At 65.9% G+C, this 17,109-nt stretch carries 21 protein-coding genes; 9 read left to right on the top strand and 12 right to left on the bottom strand.

Annotated features, from left to right (window positions below; all coding sequences use genetic code 11):
• Window positions 1–124: 124 nt before the first annotated feature.
• Both J2X57_RS14540 and J2X57_RS14535 read left to right on the top strand, forming a co-directional pair.
• Window positions 125–976 (top strand): NRDE family protein, encoded by an 852-nt coding sequence (locus tag J2X57_RS14540; protein WP_309868205.1) that lies wholly within the window; start codon window positions 125–127, stop codon window positions 974–976.
• Between the two features lie 202 nt (window positions 977–1,178).
• Complete coding sequence (locus tag J2X57_RS14535) at window positions 1,179–1,973, top strand: SDR family oxidoreductase (RefSeq protein WP_036116299.1); 795 nt, start codon at window positions 1,179–1,181, stop codon at window positions 1,971–1,973.
• Between the two features lie 97 nt (window positions 1,974–2,070).
• Here the strand turns inward: J2X57_RS14535 and J2X57_RS14530 are convergent, their stop codons facing one another.
• The 3 genes from J2X57_RS14530 to J2X57_RS14520 are packed head-to-tail and all read right to left on the bottom strand — an operon-like array spanning window position 2,071 to window position 3,286.
• The gene (locus J2X57_RS14530) at window positions 2,071–2,382 is read right to left on the bottom strand and encodes a hypothetical protein (RefSeq protein ID WP_051944040.1); all 312 of its coding nucleotides are present in this window, start codon (window positions 2,380–2,382) and stop codon (window positions 2,071–2,073) included.
• Window positions 2,379–2,777: a YchJ family metal-binding protein gene (locus tag J2X57_RS14525; protein ID WP_309868203.1), complete on the bottom strand. Its 399-nt coding sequence runs from the start codon at window positions 2,775–2,777 to the stop codon at window positions 2,379–2,381. Before J2X57_RS14525 ends, J2X57_RS14530 begins: the two co-directional genes overlap by 4 nt.
• A 5-nt stretch (window positions 2,778–2,782) precedes the next feature.
• Entirely contained in the window at window positions 2,783–3,286 is a 504-nt protein-coding gene (locus J2X57_RS14520) for a lipocalin family protein (RefSeq protein ID WP_309868433.1), read from the bottom strand.
• Between the two features lie 168 nt (window positions 3,287–3,454).
• On the opposite strand from J2X57_RS14520, the gene J2X57_RS14515 reads away from it, so the two are divergent.
• Window positions 3,455–3,832 (top strand): hypothetical protein, encoded by a 378-nt coding sequence (locus J2X57_RS14515; RefSeq protein WP_309868201.1) that lies wholly within the window; start codon window positions 3,455–3,457, stop codon window positions 3,830–3,832.
• Window positions 3,833–3,846: 14 nt separating this feature from the next.
• Here the strand turns inward: J2X57_RS14515 and J2X57_RS14510 are convergent, their stop codons facing one another.
• The 5 genes from J2X57_RS14510 to J2X57_RS14490 all read right to left on the bottom strand — a co-directional run bounded on the left by J2X57_RS14510 (window position 3,847) and on the right by J2X57_RS14490 (window position 7,991).
• A complete protein-coding gene (locus J2X57_RS14510) occupies window positions 3,847–4,383 on the bottom strand; it encodes a HutD family protein (protein ID WP_309868199.1) in 537 nt (178 codons plus the stop codon).
• Window positions 4,380–6,476, bottom strand: coding sequence for an ATP-dependent DNA helicase DinG (gene dinG / locus J2X57_RS14505; protein ID WP_309868197.1), 2,097 nt, complete (start codon window positions 6,474–6,476; stop codon window positions 4,380–4,382). Before dinG ends, J2X57_RS14510 begins: the two co-directional genes overlap by 4 nt.
• 67 nt (window positions 6,477–6,543) lie before the next feature.
• Window positions 6,544–6,825 (bottom strand): DUF2188 domain-containing protein, encoded by a 282-nt coding sequence (locus tag J2X57_RS14500; protein ID WP_036116289.1) that lies wholly within the window; start codon window positions 6,823–6,825, stop codon window positions 6,544–6,546.
• Between the two features lie 90 nt (window positions 6,826–6,915).
• Window positions 6,916–7,500, bottom strand: a complete 585-nt coding sequence (locus J2X57_RS14495; protein ID WP_036116288.1) for a DNA-3-methyladenine glycosylase I — start codon at window positions 7,498–7,500, stop codon at window positions 6,916–6,918.
• The gene (locus tag J2X57_RS14490; RefSeq protein ID WP_036116287.1) at window positions 7,497–7,991 is read right to left on the bottom strand and encodes a DUF1993 domain-containing protein; all 495 of its coding nucleotides are present in this window, start codon (window positions 7,989–7,991) and stop codon (window positions 7,497–7,499) included. The genes J2X57_RS14495 and J2X57_RS14490 overlap by 4 nt, the downstream gene beginning before the upstream one ends.
• A 124-nt stretch (window positions 7,992–8,115) precedes the next feature.
• Here J2X57_RS14490 and J2X57_RS14485 point away from each other — a divergent pair, with 124 nt between their 5' ends.
• From J2X57_RS14485 to J2X57_RS14470, 4 genes are all read left to right on the top strand, one after another.
• The gene (locus J2X57_RS14485; RefSeq protein WP_036116286.1) at window positions 8,116–9,063 is read left to right on the top strand and encodes an ABC transporter ATP-binding protein; all 948 of its coding nucleotides are present in this window, start codon (window positions 8,116–8,118) and stop codon (window positions 9,061–9,063) included.
• Window positions 9,060–9,821 carry an ABC transporter permease gene (locus J2X57_RS14480; RefSeq protein ID WP_036116285.1) on the top strand — a complete coding sequence of 254 codons (762 nt, stop codon included), beginning with the start codon at window positions 9,060–9,062 and terminating at the stop codon, window positions 9,819–9,821. Before J2X57_RS14485 ends, J2X57_RS14480 begins: the two co-directional genes overlap by 4 nt.
• Before the next feature lie 70 nt (window positions 9,822–9,891).
• A complete protein-coding gene (locus tag J2X57_RS14475) occupies window positions 9,892–10,506 on the top strand; it encodes an FUSC family protein (RefSeq protein WP_081907601.1) in 615 nt (204 codons plus the stop codon).
• Window positions 10,484–11,182: a VIT family protein gene (locus tag J2X57_RS14470; protein ID WP_309868190.1), complete on the top strand. Its 699-nt coding sequence runs from the start codon at window positions 10,484–10,486 to the stop codon at window positions 11,180–11,182. The genes J2X57_RS14475 and J2X57_RS14470 overlap by 23 nt, the downstream gene beginning before the upstream one ends.
• Before the next feature lie 4 nt (window positions 11,183–11,186).
• On the opposite strand, the gene J2X57_RS14465 is transcribed toward J2X57_RS14470, so the two are convergent.
• From J2X57_RS14465 to J2X57_RS14450, 4 genes are all read right to left on the bottom strand, one after another.
• Entirely contained in the window at window positions 11,187–12,551 is a 1,365-nt protein-coding gene (locus J2X57_RS14465; RefSeq protein ID WP_036116282.1) for a diguanylate cyclase, read from the bottom strand.
• A gap of 157 nt (window positions 12,552–12,708) precedes the next feature.
• On the bottom strand, window positions 12,709–13,971 hold the full coding sequence (locus tag J2X57_RS14460; protein WP_309868188.1) for a TCR/Tet family MFS transporter: 1,263 nt from the start codon (window positions 13,969–13,971) through the stop codon (window positions 12,709–12,711).
• Window positions 13,968–15,152 carry a cation:proton antiporter gene (locus tag J2X57_RS14455; RefSeq protein ID WP_309868186.1) on the bottom strand — a complete coding sequence of 395 codons (1,185 nt, stop codon included), beginning with the start codon at window positions 15,150–15,152 and terminating at the stop codon, window positions 13,968–13,970. Before J2X57_RS14455 ends, J2X57_RS14460 begins: the two co-directional genes overlap by 4 nt.
• 58 nt (window positions 15,153–15,210) lie before the next feature.
• Window positions 15,211–15,555, bottom strand: coding sequence for a hypothetical protein (locus J2X57_RS14450; protein WP_036116277.1), 345 nt, complete (start codon window positions 15,553–15,555; stop codon window positions 15,211–15,213).
• Window positions 15,556–15,648: 93 nt separating this feature from the next.
• On the opposite strand from J2X57_RS14450, the gene cysK reads away from it, so the two are divergent.
• Together cysK and J2X57_RS14440 are read left to right on the top strand one after the other, a co-directional pair.
• Window positions 15,649–16,602, top strand: a complete 954-nt coding sequence (gene cysK / locus J2X57_RS14445) for a cysteine synthase A (protein ID WP_308846266.1) — start codon at window positions 15,649–15,651, stop codon at window positions 16,600–16,602.
• Window positions 16,603–16,716: 114 nt separating this feature from the next.
• Complete coding sequence (locus J2X57_RS14440; RefSeq protein ID WP_036116269.1) at window positions 16,717–17,100, top strand: hypothetical protein; 384 nt, start codon at window positions 16,717–16,719, stop codon at window positions 17,098–17,100.
• Window positions 17,101–17,109: the final 9 nt, after the last annotated feature.

The following is a 17,109-nucleotide window of genomic DNA, read 5'->3' as shown; positions in this document are numbered from 1 at the left end:
CGTGTTATGGTGGGAGCCAGCCCGGTTGCTCCCAGCGGGGCGTCGGCTCCCGCCAGGCCGGTGTCCACAGGACGGCCCGAGGGCGCACAATAGCCGGAATGCTTCCCCAGGCTCCGACCCCCTCATGTGCCTGATTGCCTTCGCCTGGCGCGCCCATCCGCGCTGGCGCCTCGTGCTCGTCGCCAACCGCGATGAATTTCACGCCCGTCCCACCGCGCCGCTCGCCGCGTGGGATGAGGCACCGCAGATCCTCGCCGGTCGTGATCTCGAAGCCGGGGGAACCTGGGCCGGCGTCGCTCCCGATGGCAGGGTCAGCGTCATCACCAACGTCCGGGACATGACCGCCGACCACAGCGGCCTCTCCCGTGGCCTGCTGGTCGCGGACTACCTCGGCTCCACGTTGCCGGCGCGGACGCACGCGATCGAACTCATGGCCAGCGCGCGGGACTACCGGCCCTTCAATCTGCTGACCTTCGATCGCGACGACGCGTATTACCTGGGCAATCATCCCAGTGCCCGTGCGCAGCCGGTCGACACTGGCATGCACGGTCTGAGCAACGCGGACTTCAATGCGCCCTGGCCGAAGACACGTGCACTTGTGGGTCGCCTTTCCGATTGGCTAAAGCATGGCGCGGGCTACGACCTCGCGCCCAACGCAAGCGCTGAAGGCAACACCAGCCGCGCAGCCAACGCCGTCGGCGCCAGTGCGAGTGCGGACGGCGCATTGGAACCGCTCTTCGCCATGCTCTCCGATCAGGGCCGCTGGCCCGATGACGTGCTCCCCGACACCGGCATCGGCATCGAACGGGAGCGCTTTCTCTCCAGCGCCTTCATCGTCGGCGAAACCTACGGCACCCGTGCCAGCACGGTCATCCTGGTCGACCGCGACGGTCGCACCACGATCGCCGAACGCCGCTTCGGCCCCAACGGCGTCCCCCAGGGCGAAACCCGCCTCACCGCCGATCCGGCCGTTTAACCCAGACGCCGGTCCAAACGCCGAGTCTTGCGATGCCCCTGTAGGAGCCAGCCCTGCTGGCGATTCCCGCGCCAGCGGGCACCCCATCACGCCCCTTTCTTGGCCCCAGCGCGAAAGTCTTTCCTCCGGTCAGCGATTGATCCCGTCCCACACCGCCCCGACGATGATGGAGGTCTACCCCTCATCCATCCGGAGCCGCCCCATGAACATCGACCTCAGCAAGCGCAGCGCCATCGTCACCGGTTCCACCGCGGGCATCGGCCTGGCCATCGCGACCGGCCTCGCCGTCGCCGGCGCCAGCGTTGTCATCACCGGCCGCACCCAGGGTCGCGTCGACGAAGCGATCGCCGCCGTGAAGAAGGCCGCGCCGAATGCGACCGTCACGGGCGTCGCCGCCGATCTCGGCACGGCCGAGGGTGCCGCGGCCCTGATCAAGGCCGTGCCCGATACCGACATCCTGGTAAACAACCTCGGCATCTTCGAGCCGAAGGACTTCTTCGCCATCGACGACGCCGAGTGGAGCCGCTTCTTCGAAGTGAACGTGAACTCCGGCGTGCGTCTGTCGCGTCACTACGCCAGGGGGATGGCCGAGCGTGGCTGGGGTCGCGTGCAGTTCATCTCCAGCGAGTCGGGCGTCCAGGTACCGGCTGAGATGGTCCATTACGGCGTGACCAAGACGGCGCAGCTCGGCGTGTCGCGTGGTCTCGCCGAGGTGCTCTCGGGCACCGGTGTCACGGTCAACGCCATCCTCCCGGGTCCGACCTTGTCCGAAGGTGTGAGCGAGTTCTTCGGCAAGATCGCGAAGGATCAGGGGACGACGATGGAGGCGGTCGAGAAGGACTTCATCCAGACGCATCGTCCGACGTCGCTGATCAAGCGCCTGCTGAGCGTTGAGGAAGTCGCCAACGCGTCGGTTTACCTCGCGTCCGAGCAGGCGTCGGGCACGACAGGTGCGGCCATTCGGGTCGATGGTGGCGTGACGCGGTCCATCATCTGATCGGGTGGGCTGCTGCCGCAGCCCATCGCCAACAGGGTTGGCTCCCACCGAAACCGGCACCTGGTCGGAGCCAGCCCACTGGTGAGAACACGCCGCCTCAGTCGGTCAGCTGACAGACGATCCTCAGAAACGCCCCATCATCGCGCTGAAAATCCGACCGCGCACCGTGAAACCGCTCGTCGGATAAAGCGATCGATTCCACCCGGTCCATCCGGAGCGTCTTCCACCCCTGCGATGCACCGGAAGCGCTGCCGCCGCTGACCTGATAAGCGCTGAGCAACCGGTCACCGGAATGGTCGTCGCCATACACATGGGGCTGCACGACACGCTGCGCACCGCCGTATCCGACCACGAGCAAGCGCCGCTCACGAATGGCACGACAAACGATCGCGCCGGAATCGGGCGTCATGCGCCCAGATCGCCGTCCACGTAAAACCAGCGCCCGTCGTCGCGTACGAAACGGCTCGTCTCGTGCATCCGTTCCGCACTGCCACCGCCCATGCGCAGGCGTGCGACGAAGGCGACGATCGCCGTATCGGGCGAGGGACTCTCGTGCCGCTTCACAGTCAGACCCAGCCACGTGGGCCTGGGAGACTGACTCGCGAGTCCAAGTGCCGCAGGACGCGTCGATACATGCCAGGTGGCAAGCAGGTAGTCCTCGAGTCCGAGGACGTAAGCGGTGTAGCGCGAGCGCATCAGCGCTTCGGCCGTAGGCGCGGGCACACCGCCATGCCATCGGCCGCAGCATGCGACGTAGGGCGTATCGAGCCCGCAGGGGCAGGTAGCGGGGCTTGCGCTGCTCATTCGGGTTACTCGACCTTTCCGGACATGATCAGAGGCGCGAGATCGTAGCCCATCGCCACCGCCTGCGCCTTCAGGGCCTCGAACGTTTTCCGGTCCAGCGTAGGCTCCCGGGACAGAATCCACAGGTACTTGCGCCCCGGCTGCCCCACCATCGCCCAGCGATAGTCGTTGTCCAGCGCGATGACCCAGTAATCCGCCCAGACCAGGGGCACCCACGACAGCCAGGCTGGCGCGAAGCGCACCTGCAGCTTGCCCCGTGAATACGGCTCAGGCCGACGAGCCACGCCGTCGCTGGCGATGGTCTTCCCCTCCGCCGTGACGCAGGCGTTGCGCACGGCTACCGTGCCGTCGGGATTCGGGGTGTAATGCGCGGTAACGTCCTTCTCGCACTTCCGCTGGAACCACATGGGCAGGCGGGCGATCTCGTGCCACGTTCCGGCATAGCGCTGCAGGTCGAGATCGGAGACGGCCGTGACCGGCGTGCTCGCAAGGGCACCGGTCGAGGCCATGGACAGGAGAAGGGCCGTGAGGGCAGAGCGCATGGCGGAGATTCCGTTGGGGCGACCCCCTACGATGCGTATCGGGGGTGAACCCCGTTTGAATTTGCGATCGACGCTGGGTAACGTCGCGCCATGGATCACCGATCACCCCCTGCCCGAAGGCCCCTGCTCCGGCGCTTGCGCGACCGGTTCGGCGCGCGCGGCACGGTGCACCTGGACCGCGAGGCGCAGGTCATCGTGCATTGCCCGGCGCGTTTCCACGCCACGGAACTGGCGCTGGAGCAGGTGACGCGCGTCGAGGCGGGCAATCGCGACGACGGCTCGTTCGAAACGATTTTCCTGTATTTCCACGCGGAAGGCGTTTCGCCACTGGCCGTGTCCGAGAACGACCGGGGATTCACCGAACTGGTCCGCGACCTCGGGAACGCGTTCCCCGGCATCGGGGACTGGCAGGCCGCCGTGCCTCCGGTGGCCTTTCAGCTCACGTCCGTGGACCTGTGGAAGCGGGAAGAGCCCCAGGCGCCGGAAGATCCGGCGGTCGACCACGTCGCCTGATCGAACCGGTCGGGTCAGGCGATCCGGATCAGAAGGGCGGTCGCGTTATCGCGCAGCGTCACCGACCGCGGAGCGATAGCGGTGTCGCCCTGAGCGCAGGCCTCGCCGTCGATGGTTGCCTCGCCGCGCGCGACATGCAGCAACGCGATGTTCGAGCCGTCCATCGTAACGGGCCCGCGCACGACATCGATCCGTCCCGAGGCATGGCCGCGCCGCACCATGAGATTGAAATCACGCGTCGCGCCACCGGCTAGCCGCACGTCCACCCGTGACTCGCCCGCAAACGCAAACGGCTCGCAAGCCGTCGTCAACGCATGCTGACGCTCACCGTCGAGGGTCATCGTGAATCCATCGCCTTCGAGGAGAACGATCGTGCGATCGACGCCTGCGAACACCGAGAACGGGGAGGCCGTATCCACGTCGGCGATGCTCACACGCCACAGAAAATCATCCATCGTCGCGCCCGGCGGCTCGACCACGATCTCACGCGTGATGCCGAGGCCGTTCTTCCACGGCACGGCTTTCAATGCGTCGAAGCGGACGATGCTCATGCCACGCGCTCGATATCGCGTGCGAATGGCGGCAGCGCGCGCAACATGCCGGTGCCGTAGCGCTTGGTGATCACGCGACGGTCGAGCAGCACGATGCGCCCCGTATCCGTCTCGGTACGAATCAGCCGGCCGCAGTACTGCGTGAGAATACGCGTCGCGTCCGGCACGCTCACCTCGATAAACGGATTGCGTCCGCGCGACTCCAGCCACTCCGCATAGGTCGCGCCTACCGGATCGGTCGGCACGGCAAACGGAAGCTGCGTCACGACCACGGTCTCGCACAGCTTGCCGGGCAGATCGAGACCCTCGCCGAACGAGGCCAGGCCGAACAGCGTGCTGCCCTTGCCGGCTTCGATGTCTTCGCGATGCTCGGTAATGAGCTGCTGCTTGGACAACGAACCCTGCGCGCGCACCTTGCGCACGAACTCGATCGGCAAGGTCTGCAACACACGGTCGAGCTTGGCGCGCGAGGTGAACAGCACCAGGTTTCCCGCGTTCCAGTCCAGATTCTTCGCCAGCCACTCGGAGATTTCCCGAGCGTGGCCTTCCCGATCGTCCGGCAAGGTGCGCATGCTCGGCACACTCAATGTCGCCTGATTTTCGAGATCGAATGGCGATGGGAGGCTCAGCGTGACGGCCTCGTTGGGCAGTCCGACGGAGTCCGCAAACCCCCGGAAATTTCCGCCCGCGCTCAACGTGGCCGAGGTCATGACCACCGCCGATGCGTTGTCCCACAGTACGTTACGCAACAGGCCACCCGCGGATACCGCGGATGCATGACAGACCAGCTGCTGCTCCGGCGTCATCGTGACCCAGCGCGCCAGCGGCGGACCGTTCTCGCGATCCTCGGTCGACCAGGCATACCAGGTCTTCACCTGGCGCTCGAGGCGTTCGAGCGCGATGCCCAGCTCGCGCGACAGCGCTTCCTGCGTGGGGCCGCCCGCTCCCATCTCGACGACGGTGCGGCGCACGGTGCGCAGCCAGCGCTGGATGTCCCGCGTGATCAGGTGCAGATGCTCGGCATGCATCTTCCAGTTTTCCGGAAGCTGGCCCAGCGACGCGCGGAAGACGGGCTCGGTTTCGTTGGACGACGGCGTCCACGTCATGCGGATCTCGCGCTCGATTTCTTCGAGTGCGTTGGACATGGCCACCATCTTCTCGTCGCCGGCTTCCAGCGTGAGGTTGCCGATGCTCTCCTTGTCGGTGAGCGAATAGGCGCCGTGAATCTGGTTCTGCAGACGACCGATGCGACGCACGGCCGTGGCGAGGTGCACATCGGCCGCGCCACGGTCGATGGCCTTGGCAGGCACGTGGTGCGCCTCGTCGAAGATGTAGAGGGTGTCTTCCGGCTTTGGCAGGATGACGCCGCCGAAGGTGTCTTCGTCGCGCGGCATGGTCAGGTCGGCCAGCACCAGATCCTGGTTCGCGACCACGATGTCGGCCTCGCCGATGGCGCGGCGGGCGACGAAGAACGGGCACACCGCGAAGGCGCCGCATTTGCGTCCCGTGCAACCGCCGGCGCTGGTCGTGATCATGCCGCGGACCAGATCGGACAGAGGCTCCGGGCTGGTGTCGATGTCGCCGCTCCACTCACGCGATTCGAAGGCCTTGCCGAGTTTCTCGACCGCCTTGGTGTCGCGCTCCGCCGGTGGGCGTGACCACAAGGCGAGATCGGCGTCGAAATCGAAACCGGTCTGGGCGGCGGGTTCGGCACCGGCCATGCGCAGATTGCGCGGGCACAGGTAACGGCCACGGCCCTTGGCCAGCGCAATCTTGGCCTCGACGCCGCACAAGCTGAGGTATTGGGGAATGTCGCGCTGGACCAGCTGCTCCTGCAGCGCCACCGTGGCCGTCGCGATGACCAGCTTCTTCTTCTGGGCCCGGGCGACTTCCAGGCCAGCGATGAGGTAAGCCATCGACTTACCCGTGCCGGTCGGCGCCTCGATCACCGCGGCGCCCGCCGGTTCGGCCAGCGCCTTGGCGACCTCCGCGATCATCTTCAGCTGCGCCGAACGGCCGCGGAAACCCGCAAGCCCGTCCTTCAGCCGCGTGTAGGCAGCGCGGATGGCGGCTTTGGTGTCGTCGGTGAGCATCGATGGGCGCAAAAGAGGAAGAGGCAACCGGTCAAGGTTACCTCATCGACGTCTCACCCCATGACGCTCAGGCGTGACGGTTGATCCCGGCGGGCGACGCAGGGAGGCCGGCCACCAGCCCGGCGACTACGTAGGTGTGTTCTTCCCACGTGCCATCGGCTTGCTGAACGTGGATCTCCACGGGGAGGCCGAGGCTGTCGGAGAGGCCCGGCGCGAGCGCCTCCGCGGCGGCGATGGCCATGGCCTGACTGGCGTAGCGGCCAAGCGGTGACGAGGCACGGCGGACGATCCACGGTCCCTGTGTCGATTCGCAGTGCGGAATGAACAGCTGGGCGGAACTCGAAGCCATGGGACCCTCACAGATGGTTGGGTGGACCAGACGGAAAACGCCGCGTGGCGGCGTTGAGTCGAACCTACGCCTTCCCGGCTAAAAAAGGCGTTAACCCTTGTCCGGTAAAGGCTTACGCGATAGCTCGGTGCGCCTGAAGCAGTCCGGGGCGTGGCTGTTGATCATCCCGGTGGCTTCCATCCAGGCGAACACGATGGTCGGTCCGACGAAGGTGAAACCGCGTTTCTTCAGGGCTCTGGATGCCTGCTCCGACAGTGGACTGTTCGGTGGCACCGGCCCTTCCCAAAGCATGGGGTCACCCCCCACGAAGTTCCAGCAGAAACCGGCGAAATCCTCGCCAGCTTCCCGCATGGCCACGTACGCCTTCGCGTTGCCGACGGCGGCGCCTATCTTGGACCGCGAGCGGATGATTCCCGGATCGGCCAACAGCCGCTCGATCTCGCGTGGACCGTAGGCCGCGACGACGTCCGGATCGAATCCTTCGAACGCCTGCCGGAAGCCGTCGCGACGCGCCAGGATGGTTCGCCACGACAGCCCCGCCTGGAAACCGTCCAGAACCAGCTTCTCCCATAGCCGCCGGCCGTCGCGCTCGGGCACGCCCCATTCGCGGTCGTGGTACCCGCGCAGCAGGTCGTCGGTCTCACCCCAGGCGCAACGGCATCGGCCGTCACTCATCCGGCAAAGCCGAGGTAATCCAGCTTGCCGATGGCGACGCCGTTATGGCGCAGGATGTCGTACGCGGTGGTCACGTGGAAGAAGAAGTTGGGGATGCCGAAGGTCAGCAGGTACTCCTGCGCCGAGAAGTTGTATTCCTTATCCTTGAACTTGCGCGTGATCGTGCGCGATTCGCCCGCGTCGATGGCGGCGCGGTCCACGGATTCGATCCAGGCTACGGTCGCATCGATGCGCTTGCGCAGGTCGGCGAAGGTGGTTTCGTTGTCCTCGAACGACGGCGGCTGCACTTCACCCACGCGGGCCACGGCGAACTTGGCGGTATCGCTGGCGCGCTGGATCTGGCCCGCGAGGCTGAGCATGTCCGGCGCGAGACGGGCATCGATCAGGACGGAAGCGTCGGCCTGGGCCTCCGCCTTGGTGAGCAGGTCGGACAGGACGCGGAAGCCGCGGACGAAGACGGGAACCGTGGCGTCGTAGAGCGAGATGGACATGGCAGGGCCTTTGGGTGGGCAATCGCGTTCGATCTGGGGCCGCCGCGCCGATCCACAAGGTCTCGCCCCATGCTCCGCATGGGTCTACCATCGGCCGTCTTACCCATCGACATCGCGGGTTACCATGGATGCCACCACCGCCGCGCCCGACGCCATCGTCGCGATCCGCGGATTGACCAAAGAATACAAAAGCGGGCTGCGCGCACTGAACGGCGTGGACCTCGACATCAAGCGGGGCGAGATCTTCGCGTTGCTCGGCCCGAACGGCGCCGGCAAGACCACCCTGATCAGCATCGTCTGCGGCATCGTCAACGGCACCGGCGGCAGCGTGACCGTCGACGGTCATGACATCCGCAAGGACTTCCGCGCCGCGCGCGGCCTGATCGGGCTGGTGCCGCAGGAGCTGTCCACGGATGCCTTCGAAACCGTCTGGGCCACGGTGAAATTCAGCCGCGGCCTGTTCGGCAAGGCGCCCAACCCCGTGCACCTGGAACGCGTCCTGCGCGATCTGTCGTTATGGGAGAAACGCGACTCGAAAATCATGTCGCTGTCCGGCGGCATGAAGCGCCGCGTGCTGATCGCGAAGGCGCTGGCGCACGAGCCTCGCGTGTTGTTTCTCGACGAGCCCACGGCCGGTGTCGACGTCGAACTGCGCCACGACATGTGGCAGATGGTCCGTCGCCTGCGCGAGTCGGGTGTCACCATCATCCTCACCACGCATTACATCGAAGAAGCGCAGGAGATGGCCGACCGCATCGGCGTCATCAATCGCGGCGAAATCGTCATCGTGGAAGAGAAGCACACTCTCATGCGCAAGCTGGGCAAGAAGCAGCTGACGCTGTCCCTGCAGAGCCCGCTGACCGCCGTGCCCGAAGGCCTGAACGAGTGGCCGCTGGAGCTGAGCGCGGATGGCCAGTCCCTGACGTACACGTTCGATACGCAGGGCGACGATACCGGTATCGCGGTGCTGCTGCGCAAGCTCAACGAGCTGGGCATCGATTTCAAGGATCTCCATTCGAGCGAGAGTTCGCTCGAAGACATTTTCGTAAGCCTGGTGAGGGGTGGCGTATGAATATCCACGCGATCCGTGCCATCTACCGCTTCGAAATGGCCCGCACGTTCCGCACGCTGACCCAGAGCATCGCCTCGCCCGTGCTTTCCACGTCGTTGTACTTCGTCGTCTTCGGCGCGGCCATCGGCTCACGCATGGGCGCCATCGGAGGCATCAGCTACGGCGCTTTCATCATCCCCGGCCTGATCATGCTGTCGTTGCTCAACGAGAGCGTCTCCAATGCATCGTTCGGTATCTATATGCCGAAATGGGCTGGCACGATTTACGAGCTGCTTTCGGCACCGGTGTCCTATGTCGAAGTCGTCATCGGCTACGTCGGTGCGGCGGCCACCAAGTCGGTGATTCTCGGGCTGCTGATCCTCGTGACCGCACGCTTGTTCGTGCCTTACGAGATCCAGCACCCCGTGTGGATGATCGGCTTCCTGCTGCTGACCGCGGTGACCTTCAGCCTGTTCGGTTTCATCATCGGTCTGTGGGCGGATGATTTCCAGAAACTGCAGGTGGTGCCGTTGATGGTGATCACGCCGCTGACCTTCCTCGGCGGCAGCTTCTATTCCATCTCGATGTTGCCGCCGATGTGGCAGAAGATCACCTTGTTCAATCCGGTGGTCTATCTGGTCAACGGTTTTCGCTGGAGCTTCTACGGCCAGGCCGACGTCAACGTGCTGGTGAGCGTGGGAGCGACGGTGGGGTTCCTGGTCGTCTGCCTCGCCGTGGTCTGGTGGATCTTCCGTACCGGCTGGAAACTGAAGTCCTGAAGTCCCCTGCTCGTGTAGGAGCGCGCCCCGCGCGCGATTTCTCCACACACCCTGCGGTTACGATGGTGGCATGAGCGAGACCGACTCCCGAACCGAGACCGAGCGCCGGACGACCCGCCTGCATCGCGCGCAGTCGATGCTGGACCGCATGCTCCGCACCATGCCGCTGGGCGGCCGGGTGCGCACCGGCGTGTTCATGGCGCTGAAGACGGTTCTCGCCGCCAGTGTGGCTTACGGCATCGGCCATGCGCTGCACACGGGTCAGGCCTTCTGGGCCGCGATCAGCGCCATCGCGGTCATTCAGCCCCATTTCGGCGATACGCGTGGCGCCGGTCGCGATCGTATCCTCGGGACCGCCTTCGGTGGCGTGGCCGGGCTGCTCGGCCTCTGGGTCGGCGGCGGTGGCGACCTGCTTTCCTTCGCCGTCGGGCTGGGCGTCGTCACTATTGCCTGCTGGACCGCCAATGCGGGTGCCGCGGCACGCGTGGGTGGCATCACGGCCGCCATCCTGCTCCTCGTGCCCAGCGATGGCCCCGTTTGGGAAACCGCGCTCTATCGACTGGGTGAAGTCTTGCTGGGTACGGCCTGCGCCCTGGGCATCGGCTGGCTCGTGGCGTTCGCGGAAGAGCGCGCTGACGAGAACAAGAAGAAGGAAGAAGACGATGCATCGCATACGACACCATGAGCATCATCGCCTGGACCGTATCGGCTGGCTCCGCGCCGCCGTGCTCGGGGCCAACGACGGGATCCTTTCCACGGCGAGCCTGCTGGTCGGCGTGGCATCCGCCGAGGCCGGTGGCAGCCAGGTCCTGCTGGCCGGTGTCGCTGGGCTGGTCGCCGGCGCGATGTCGATGGCGGCGGGTGAGTATGTCTCCGTGCGTTCGCAGGCCGACAGTGAGCACGCCGAGCGTCAGCTCGAATCGATCGAACTGGCCGAAGATCCGGTGGGCGAGCATCGCGAGCTGACCGAGATCTATGTGCATCGCGGTCTGGACCGCAAGCTTGCCAGTGAGGTCGCCGATCAGCTGATGGCGCACGACGCGTTGGGTGCGCATCTGCGCGACGAGCTCGGCATGTCGGATGCGACGGCTGCGCGGCCATTGCAGGCTGCCGCGGCGTCGGCGGCCAGCTTTGCCGTCGGCGCGATTCTGCCCATCGCGGCTGCCGCGCTGGTGCCTCGCGTGGCAATGACACCCGCGATCATCGTCGTCTCGTTGATCGCTCTCGCGGCGCTCGGGGCGATGTCGGCACGGCTGGCAGGCGCCGGCATGCTTCGCGGCATGGTGCGCATCGTGTTCTGGGGCACCGCCGCGATGGTGCTGTCCTCGACGGTCGGGCGTATCTTCGGCGTGGCGACGTAGCGGGCTAGCCGATGACGCAGCGGTTCCGTCCGCCGTTCTTGGCGGTATAGAGCGCAAGGTCGGCGCGATCGAACACCGTCTGGGGTGTATCGCCCGACTGGAACTGCGTCAGACCGATGGAGGCGGTGACCCGCACCGGCTGCCGGCTGGCGTGGAAGGCCAGATGCTGGATCTTCCCGCGCAGGCGCTCGCAGACCTGCAGCGCTTCATGCTCGTCGGCGCCATCGAACACCACGATGAACTCTTCGCCGCCGTAGCGGGCGACGAAGTCGCACGGGCGCACATGCTTCACCAGGGCCTGGCCGATGATGCGCAGGACGGCGTCGCCGGCGGTGTGGCCGTAGGTGTCGTTGATGCTCTTGAAGTGGTCGATGTCGATCGCCGCGACGCACAGCGGGCGGGACGCCGTCTTCCATGCCTCGAACGCCACCTCGATCCGCTTTTCGTAAGCAAGGCGGTTGGGCATGCCGATCATCGTGTCGGTCTGGGCCAGCTCGTGCTCGCGTTCGAGCGAACGCTGCAGAGCGTTGCGTTCGGTTTCGAGCTGTTCGATGCGCAGGCGCATCTTTTCGGCACGGTCACGGTACGCCGTAAGACGGCTGCCTTCGCGATCGCGAAACTCGCGGAAACAGGCGGCAATCTTTTCGATGCTTTCGCCGACGCGCTCGCGCAGGTCGTGAATGTCGTCCAGTTCCAGGGCGGCTTCGTCCAGCAGGCGCATCTCGTGACTTACCGAGGCGTCCAGCGCCTGGCCATTGGCCTCTCCGGTGGACTGGTCGGCGAGCTCGCGCGACATGTACTGGCTCATCTCGTCGAGACGGCTGGTGACATGGCGAAGCACCGCCTGAAGCGCGTCGATTTCCCGCTGAAGGCCGATCCGCTGCTCGTTGACCAGATCCGCGAGGCGATCACCGCACGCCGCCAGGGCGACCAGGTCGCCGGCGTCCGCCACATCGTGACGGAGGTCGTTGGCGCGGTCAGCCAGCTTCGGCAGGACGACGATACGATCGACCAGCCGGCTCAGCGCCGACTGCACGGAGGATCCGTGCTCGGTGCGCTGGGGGCGGGTGATCGGGATGGAGCGTTCTTCGACGGCGTTCTGCGGGCGCTCGCCCAGCCTGTCCAGCGCCTGGCTCAGGTCGTTGACCAGTGGCTCGAGCACCATGGCGTCGACGGGGCCGTGCAAGGCCGAGGACAGTTGCTCGATATGCGGATCGAGCTGGTCGTTCGAGCCGTGCGCCGCGCGGCCAAGGCAGCCGACCAGCTGGCGCAGCAGGGACTCGGCGGTCTTCCACTGGGTTTCCTCACGGGTCAGCCGGTCGACCGCCTCGTGATATTTGCTTTCCCACAACTGGTTGTCCAAACGCACGCCCCAGCCGTCGCGTGATAGGTCGAAATTCTGCCCATGATACGACGGCGATTGCGAATTAGCTCACGTTTTCGCGGGTAGCGCCGGAGGGGCGGCTCGTCCATCACCTGACCCTGGCGAAGGGCACGCCCAGGCGGTCATGGACCGCCCGAACGTGTCAGGGGCTCGTTATGCTGGGGCTCTCCTGCCGGGTAGCCCGCGCGGCGATAACCGCTCCGGCCCCGACCAGCGCAGCGGCCAGGAGGAACGGGACGCCCGGTACATGCACGCTCCGCTCCGGCGCGATCGCGAAGGCGAAGATCTGCGCAAACAGATAAGGCCCGAAGATCCCGGCGAAGCTGCCCAGGCTGGTCACGGCGCCTTGCAGACGACCCTGCTCATCGGGCGCCACATGGCGCGTCATGATCGACTGGATCGGCGGTCCGGACAGCCCCCACAGTGACAGCAGCGGAATACCGATCAGGAATACCCATCCGGTCGTGGCGAAACCCATGACGGCGAATGCCGCCACACCGAACGACAGCCCCGCGACCATGACCCGTCGCTCCCCGAAGCGCGCAGTCAGTCGACCGGTGAGGAATGCCTGCACCGATCCATCGCAGGCGCCGACGAGCGCGAGCACGTACCCCACCGCCTGGGGACCCCAGTGATAACGGTAGTCGGCATAGAGGACGAACACCGTCTGTAAAACGTAGTGCCCGAGGTAGAAAAGGAACATCACGACCGACAGACCGAAAATCTCGCGATGCCGGCGAAGCATCTTCAGCGAGCCCAGTGGACTGGCGCTGTGCGGTTCGAAGCGTGCGCTGCGCTTCTCCACCGGTAGCGACTCCGGCAGGATGAAATACCCGTAAAGGAAGTTCGTCAGCGCCAGACCCGCGGCGACCCAGAACGGCAGGCGCAGGTCGAATCCGCCAAGGAACCCGCCGAGCGCCGGTCCGATGATGAAGCCGATACCGAACGCGCCGCCAAGCATGCCGAAGGCCGCCGCGCGTTTTTCCGGCGGCGTGACATCGGCGATGTAGGCATTGGCCGTGGTGAAGCTGGCGGCGGTCATGCCGGAGATGACGCGCCCGACGAACAGCAGCCACAACGAAGGCGCCACGGCCATCAATACGAAGTCGAGTCCAAGCCCGAGATTCGAAAGCAACACGACAGGGCGACGCCCGAAGCGGTCCGACAACGCCCCCTGGATCGGCGACGAAATGAACTGCACCGCGGCGAAGACCGTACCGAACACACCGACCCACCACGCCGCGTTCGATACGGTATTGCCGGTCATCTGTTCGATGAGGTGCGGCAACACCGGAATGATGATGCCGAACGCCAGAATGTCGATCAGCACCGTGACGAAGATGAAGATCACGGCGGCGCGGCGCACCGGTGTGTGCGTCGTGCTCTTCGGTTCCGTCGTACTCATGGGGTGAAGTGCTTCAGCCGCGGTTTGACGATCGGGGTGGTCAGCATGGTGCTGGCCACCGCCATCAGCAGCAGCGCGGTGAATGTCTCGCTGGTGATGATGTGACGGTCGAGCAGCACGTTGACGAAGATGATCATGATCAGCGCCTTGGTCTGCAGCAGCCAGCCGATGGTCCAGGCATCGCCACGTGCCCAGCCGAGCAGCTTACCGGCGATGCCGACGCCGGCCAGCTTGCCCACGACGGAGGCGACCAGCAGCAGAGCCGCGGCGGCGAACACCGCCGTGCCTCCGACCTGCCAGTTCGTTCGCAGACCGGTGGACAGGAAGAACACCGGCATGATGACGAGCAGGACGTTGTGACGCAGGCCGTCGAGCTTTTCGAGCGTGAACCAGTCACGCTCCATCACGGCGCCCGCAAGGAAGGCTCCGACCATGAAGTGCAGACCGCACCAGTCGGCACCGTAACCACACGCGGCCAGCCAGATCAGACCGATGAAATAGCGGTCCGGCTCCGGCACACGTGCCATCAGCCGCCGGAATGCGGCGGAGGCGACAGCGAACACGGCCAGGAAGGCCACCTGATGGCCGACACGTTTCCAGTCGAGCAGGATGATCGCCAGCACCGCCCAGATCGCGAGATCGTCCAGGCTCGCATAGCGCAGCACACGCTGTCCCAGCGGTGCCCGCAGAATACCCATCTTCTCCATCAGCAGGATGAGGATCGGTAGCGCGGTCACGGCGCAGGCCATGCCGATGCCCAGCACGAATTGCCACGTCGTCGCTGCTTCACCCATCCATCCCCCGTGCCAGGCCAGCATGGCCAGCGCGGCGAGGCAGCCGGTCGCAAGAGGCACGCCGAGGGCGAGGGCGGCCGTGGTCCCGCATTCACGGCGTTGCTTCCAGGCGTCGCGCAGGTCGAGCTCGATGCCGGCGATCCAGACGAAGACCATCACGGCCCACCAGGCGATGCCGTTGAGGGCACCGATGACGGGCGGCGCGAATACCGTCGTGTAGTAGTCGGGGAAGACCTTCCCCAGCACGCCCGGCCCCAGCAGGATCCCGGTAAGGATCTGCACCACCACCAGCGGTGCCCAGTAGTCGGTCCGAAAGACGCGCCAGATCAGATAAGGCACGCCAAGAATGATCGTCATCGCGATCAGGAACAGTTCCGTCGTATTCATCCGTCCTCTCCAAAGTGGGGCAGAGGGTAACGCACCGCAGGCTCTTGCGGGCGCGATGTCACATCGGCGGCTGGGACAGTTCCTTCGCGTTGAGGAAACCGTCCCTGTTCCTGTCCAGCTTGTGGAACTGGAGGATCAGGTTGCGCTGGAACTCTTCCAGCCTCACGGGCCTGGCGCCGGGCCGCATCGGGCCATCGTTGGCATCGAGCACGCCGTCGCCGTTGACGTCCATGCGCAGGAAGCCCTGGCTCATGTAGCGGACGTACTCGGCCTCGTCGACCTTGCCGTCGCCATTGGCGTCCATGCGTCGAAGGTATTCGGCCGGCGTCCGCGGAAAGTCCTGTGCCTGGGCGGCGGCGGTCAGCAGCAGGGTGGCGGCGAAGGCGTATGGACGTCGATTCATGGGCCGGGAGTCTGCGTGATCCGGTGGGGTTTGTCGCCCCGTGGTCCGGGGAGTACCTTCTGGGTTCTCGTACTTCCCGTCAAGGATTACCCCATGATTCACGAGAGCATTCTCGACACGATCGGCCGCACGCCCATCGTTCGCCTGCATCGCGTCGCCCCGGCTGGCATTTCCCTGTACGCGAAGGTCGAATTCTTCAACCCCGGCGGCTCGGTCAAGGACCGCCTGGCCATCGCGGTCATTCTCGATGCCGAGGCCAAGGGTCTGCTGAAACCCGGCGACACCGTGGTCGAGGCCACCTCGGGCAATACGGGCGTCGCGCTGGCCATGGTCTGCGCGGCCAAGGGTTACAAGTTCGTGGCGACCATGGCGGACAGCTTCTCCGTCGAGCGCCGCAAGCTGATGCGCGCCTACGGTGCCCGCGTGATCCTGACCCCCGCCGCCGAGCGCGGCAGCGGCATGGTCCGACGTGCCGAGGAGCTTGCGGCGAAGCACGGCTGGTTCCTGCCCAGGCAATTCCAGAATCCGGCTAACCCGGCCTATCACCGGAGCACCACCGCCGCCGAGATCCTCCAGGACTTCGCCGGCCGCCGCCTCGATGCCTTCGTGACCGGCTGGGGCACCGGCGGCACACTGACCGGTGTGGGCGAGGTGCTCAAGATCGCGCGCCCCGAGGTGAAGATTGTCACCACTGAGCCGGCCGCGGCCCAGTTGCTCGCCGACCAGCCCTGGGCACCGCACAAGATCCAGGGCTGGACGCCGGACTTCGTGCCCGAGGTACTCAACCGCAAGATCTTCGACGTCGATATCCCGGTGGACGAGGTGCTCGCCCGCGATACGGCCCGCCGACTCGCCAGCGAGGAAGGTCTCTTTGTCGGTATCTCCGCCGGTGCGACGCTTGCCGCCGCCCTGAAATACGCCGAAAGCGCCGAGGAGGGCAGCGTCATCCTCGCCATGCTCCCGGACACCGGCGAGCGCTATCTCTCCACCTTCCTGTTCGAGGGCGTGGAAGAAGGCTCCGACGAAGCCTGGCTGGAAACCTTGTAGGAGCGCGCCCGCGCACGACCAGGGCGTGGAGGCTCGTAGCAGCCTCCACGCCGCCACCGCAAAATCATCACGCCATGGCGGTCATCGTGTCGGTCTCGAAACAAGGAGACAGCCATGACATTCCTGCGCAGCAAGAGCCTCCGTGCGGAACTTTTCGGCCGCGCCGAGCGCCTCGTCGGTTCGATGACCGGCAACCGCGAACATCAGGCCATCGGCACGGCGCGTGAGTATGCCGGCCGCGCGGGCTCACTGACCTCGCAGGCGCTGGCGGAAGCGGGACGTCACGCGCGTCGTCGCCCGCTGGGTCTCGCCATTGGCGTGGGTCTGGGTGTCGGCGCCATCGCGGCGGCATGGCTCATCGCGCGTCACCATGCACGCGTGCGGCCCGAGGAAGACGAACATAATCCGACGCGTCAGCGCCCGACTGATGCCAGCGGCAACGCGCTGGATGGATCGGGTGAAGACAATCCCATGTCGGGCGAGACCGCGCGCCACTGAGCGATCGAA

This window comes from Luteibacter sp. 1214, from assembly GCF_031455395.1.
GTDB lineage: Bacteria > Pseudomonadota > Gammaproteobacteria > Xanthomonadales > Rhodanobacteraceae > Luteibacter > Luteibacter mycovicinus.
Note: the sequence above shows the minus strand (reverse complement) of the source record. Positions and strands in the feature narration are given on the sequence as shown.

Excerpts from the sequence above, each read along its gene's own strand:
- J2X57_RS14440 (WP_036116269.1), top strand. The coding sequence starts at position 16,717 with ATGACATTCCTGCGCAGCAAGAGCCTCCGTGCGGAACTTTTCGGCCGC.
- J2X57_RS14510 (WP_309868199.1), bottom strand. The coding sequence starts at position 4,383 with ATGAGCATCGTCCGCTTCGACGCATTGAAAGCCGTGCCGTGGAAGAAC.
- J2X57_RS14485 (WP_036116286.1), top strand. The coding sequence starts at position 8,116 with ATGGATGCCACCACCGCCGCGCCCGACGCCATCGTCGCGATCCGCGGA.
- J2X57_RS14450 (WP_036116277.1), bottom strand. The coding sequence starts at position 15,555 with ATGAATCGACGTCCATACGCCTTCGCCGCCACCCTGCTGCTGACCGCC.
- J2X57_RS14460 (WP_309868188.1), bottom strand. The coding sequence starts at position 13,971 with ATGAGTACGACGGAACCGAAGAGCACGACGCACACACCGGTGCGCCGC.
- J2X57_RS14455 (WP_309868186.1), bottom strand. The coding sequence starts at position 15,152 with ATGAATACGACGGAACTGTTCCTGATCGCGATGACGATCATTCTTGGC.
- J2X57_RS14525 (WP_309868203.1), bottom strand. The coding sequence starts at position 2,777 with ATGAGCAGCGCAAGCCCCGCTACCTGCCCCTGCGGGCTCGATACGCCC.
- J2X57_RS14475 (WP_081907601.1), top strand. The coding sequence starts at position 9,892 with ATGAGCGAGACCGACTCCCGAACCGAGACCGAGCGCCGGACGACCCGC.
- J2X57_RS14540 (WP_309868205.1), top strand. The coding sequence starts at position 125 with ATGTGCCTGATTGCCTTCGCCTGGCGCGCCCATCCGCGCTGGCGCCTC.
- J2X57_RS14495 (WP_036116288.1), bottom strand. The coding sequence starts at position 7,500 with ATGAGTGACGGCCGATGCCGTTGCGCCTGGGGTGAGACCGACGACCTG.
- J2X57_RS14520 (WP_309868433.1), bottom strand. The coding sequence starts at position 3,286 with ATGGCCTCGACCGGTGCCCTTGCGAGCACGCCGGTCACGGCCGTCTCC.
- dinG (WP_309868197.1), bottom strand. The coding sequence starts at position 6,476 with ATGCTCACCGACGACACCAAAGCCGCCATCCGCGCTGCCTACACGCGG.
- J2X57_RS14470 (WP_309868190.1), top strand. The coding sequence starts at position 10,484 with ATGCATCGCATACGACACCATGAGCATCATCGCCTGGACCGTATCGGC.
- J2X57_RS14535 (WP_036116299.1), top strand. The coding sequence starts at position 1,179 with ATGAACATCGACCTCAGCAAGCGCAGCGCCATCGTCACCGGTTCCACC.
- J2X57_RS14500 (WP_036116289.1), bottom strand. The coding sequence starts at position 6,825 with ATGGCTTCGAGTTCCGCCCAGCTGTTCATTCCGCACTGCGAATCGACA.
- cysK (WP_308846266.1), top strand. The coding sequence starts at position 15,649 with ATGATTCACGAGAGCATTCTCGACACGATCGGCCGCACGCCCATCGTT.
- J2X57_RS14530 (WP_051944040.1), bottom strand. The coding sequence starts at position 2,382 with ATGACGCCCGATTCCGGCGCGATCGTTTGTCGTGCCATTCGTGAGCGG.
- J2X57_RS14490 (WP_036116287.1), bottom strand. The coding sequence starts at position 7,991 with ATGTCCATCTCGCTCTACGACGCCACGGTTCCCGTCTTCGTCCGCGGC.
- J2X57_RS14480 (WP_036116285.1), top strand. The coding sequence starts at position 9,060 with ATGAATATCCACGCGATCCGTGCCATCTACCGCTTCGAAATGGCCCGC.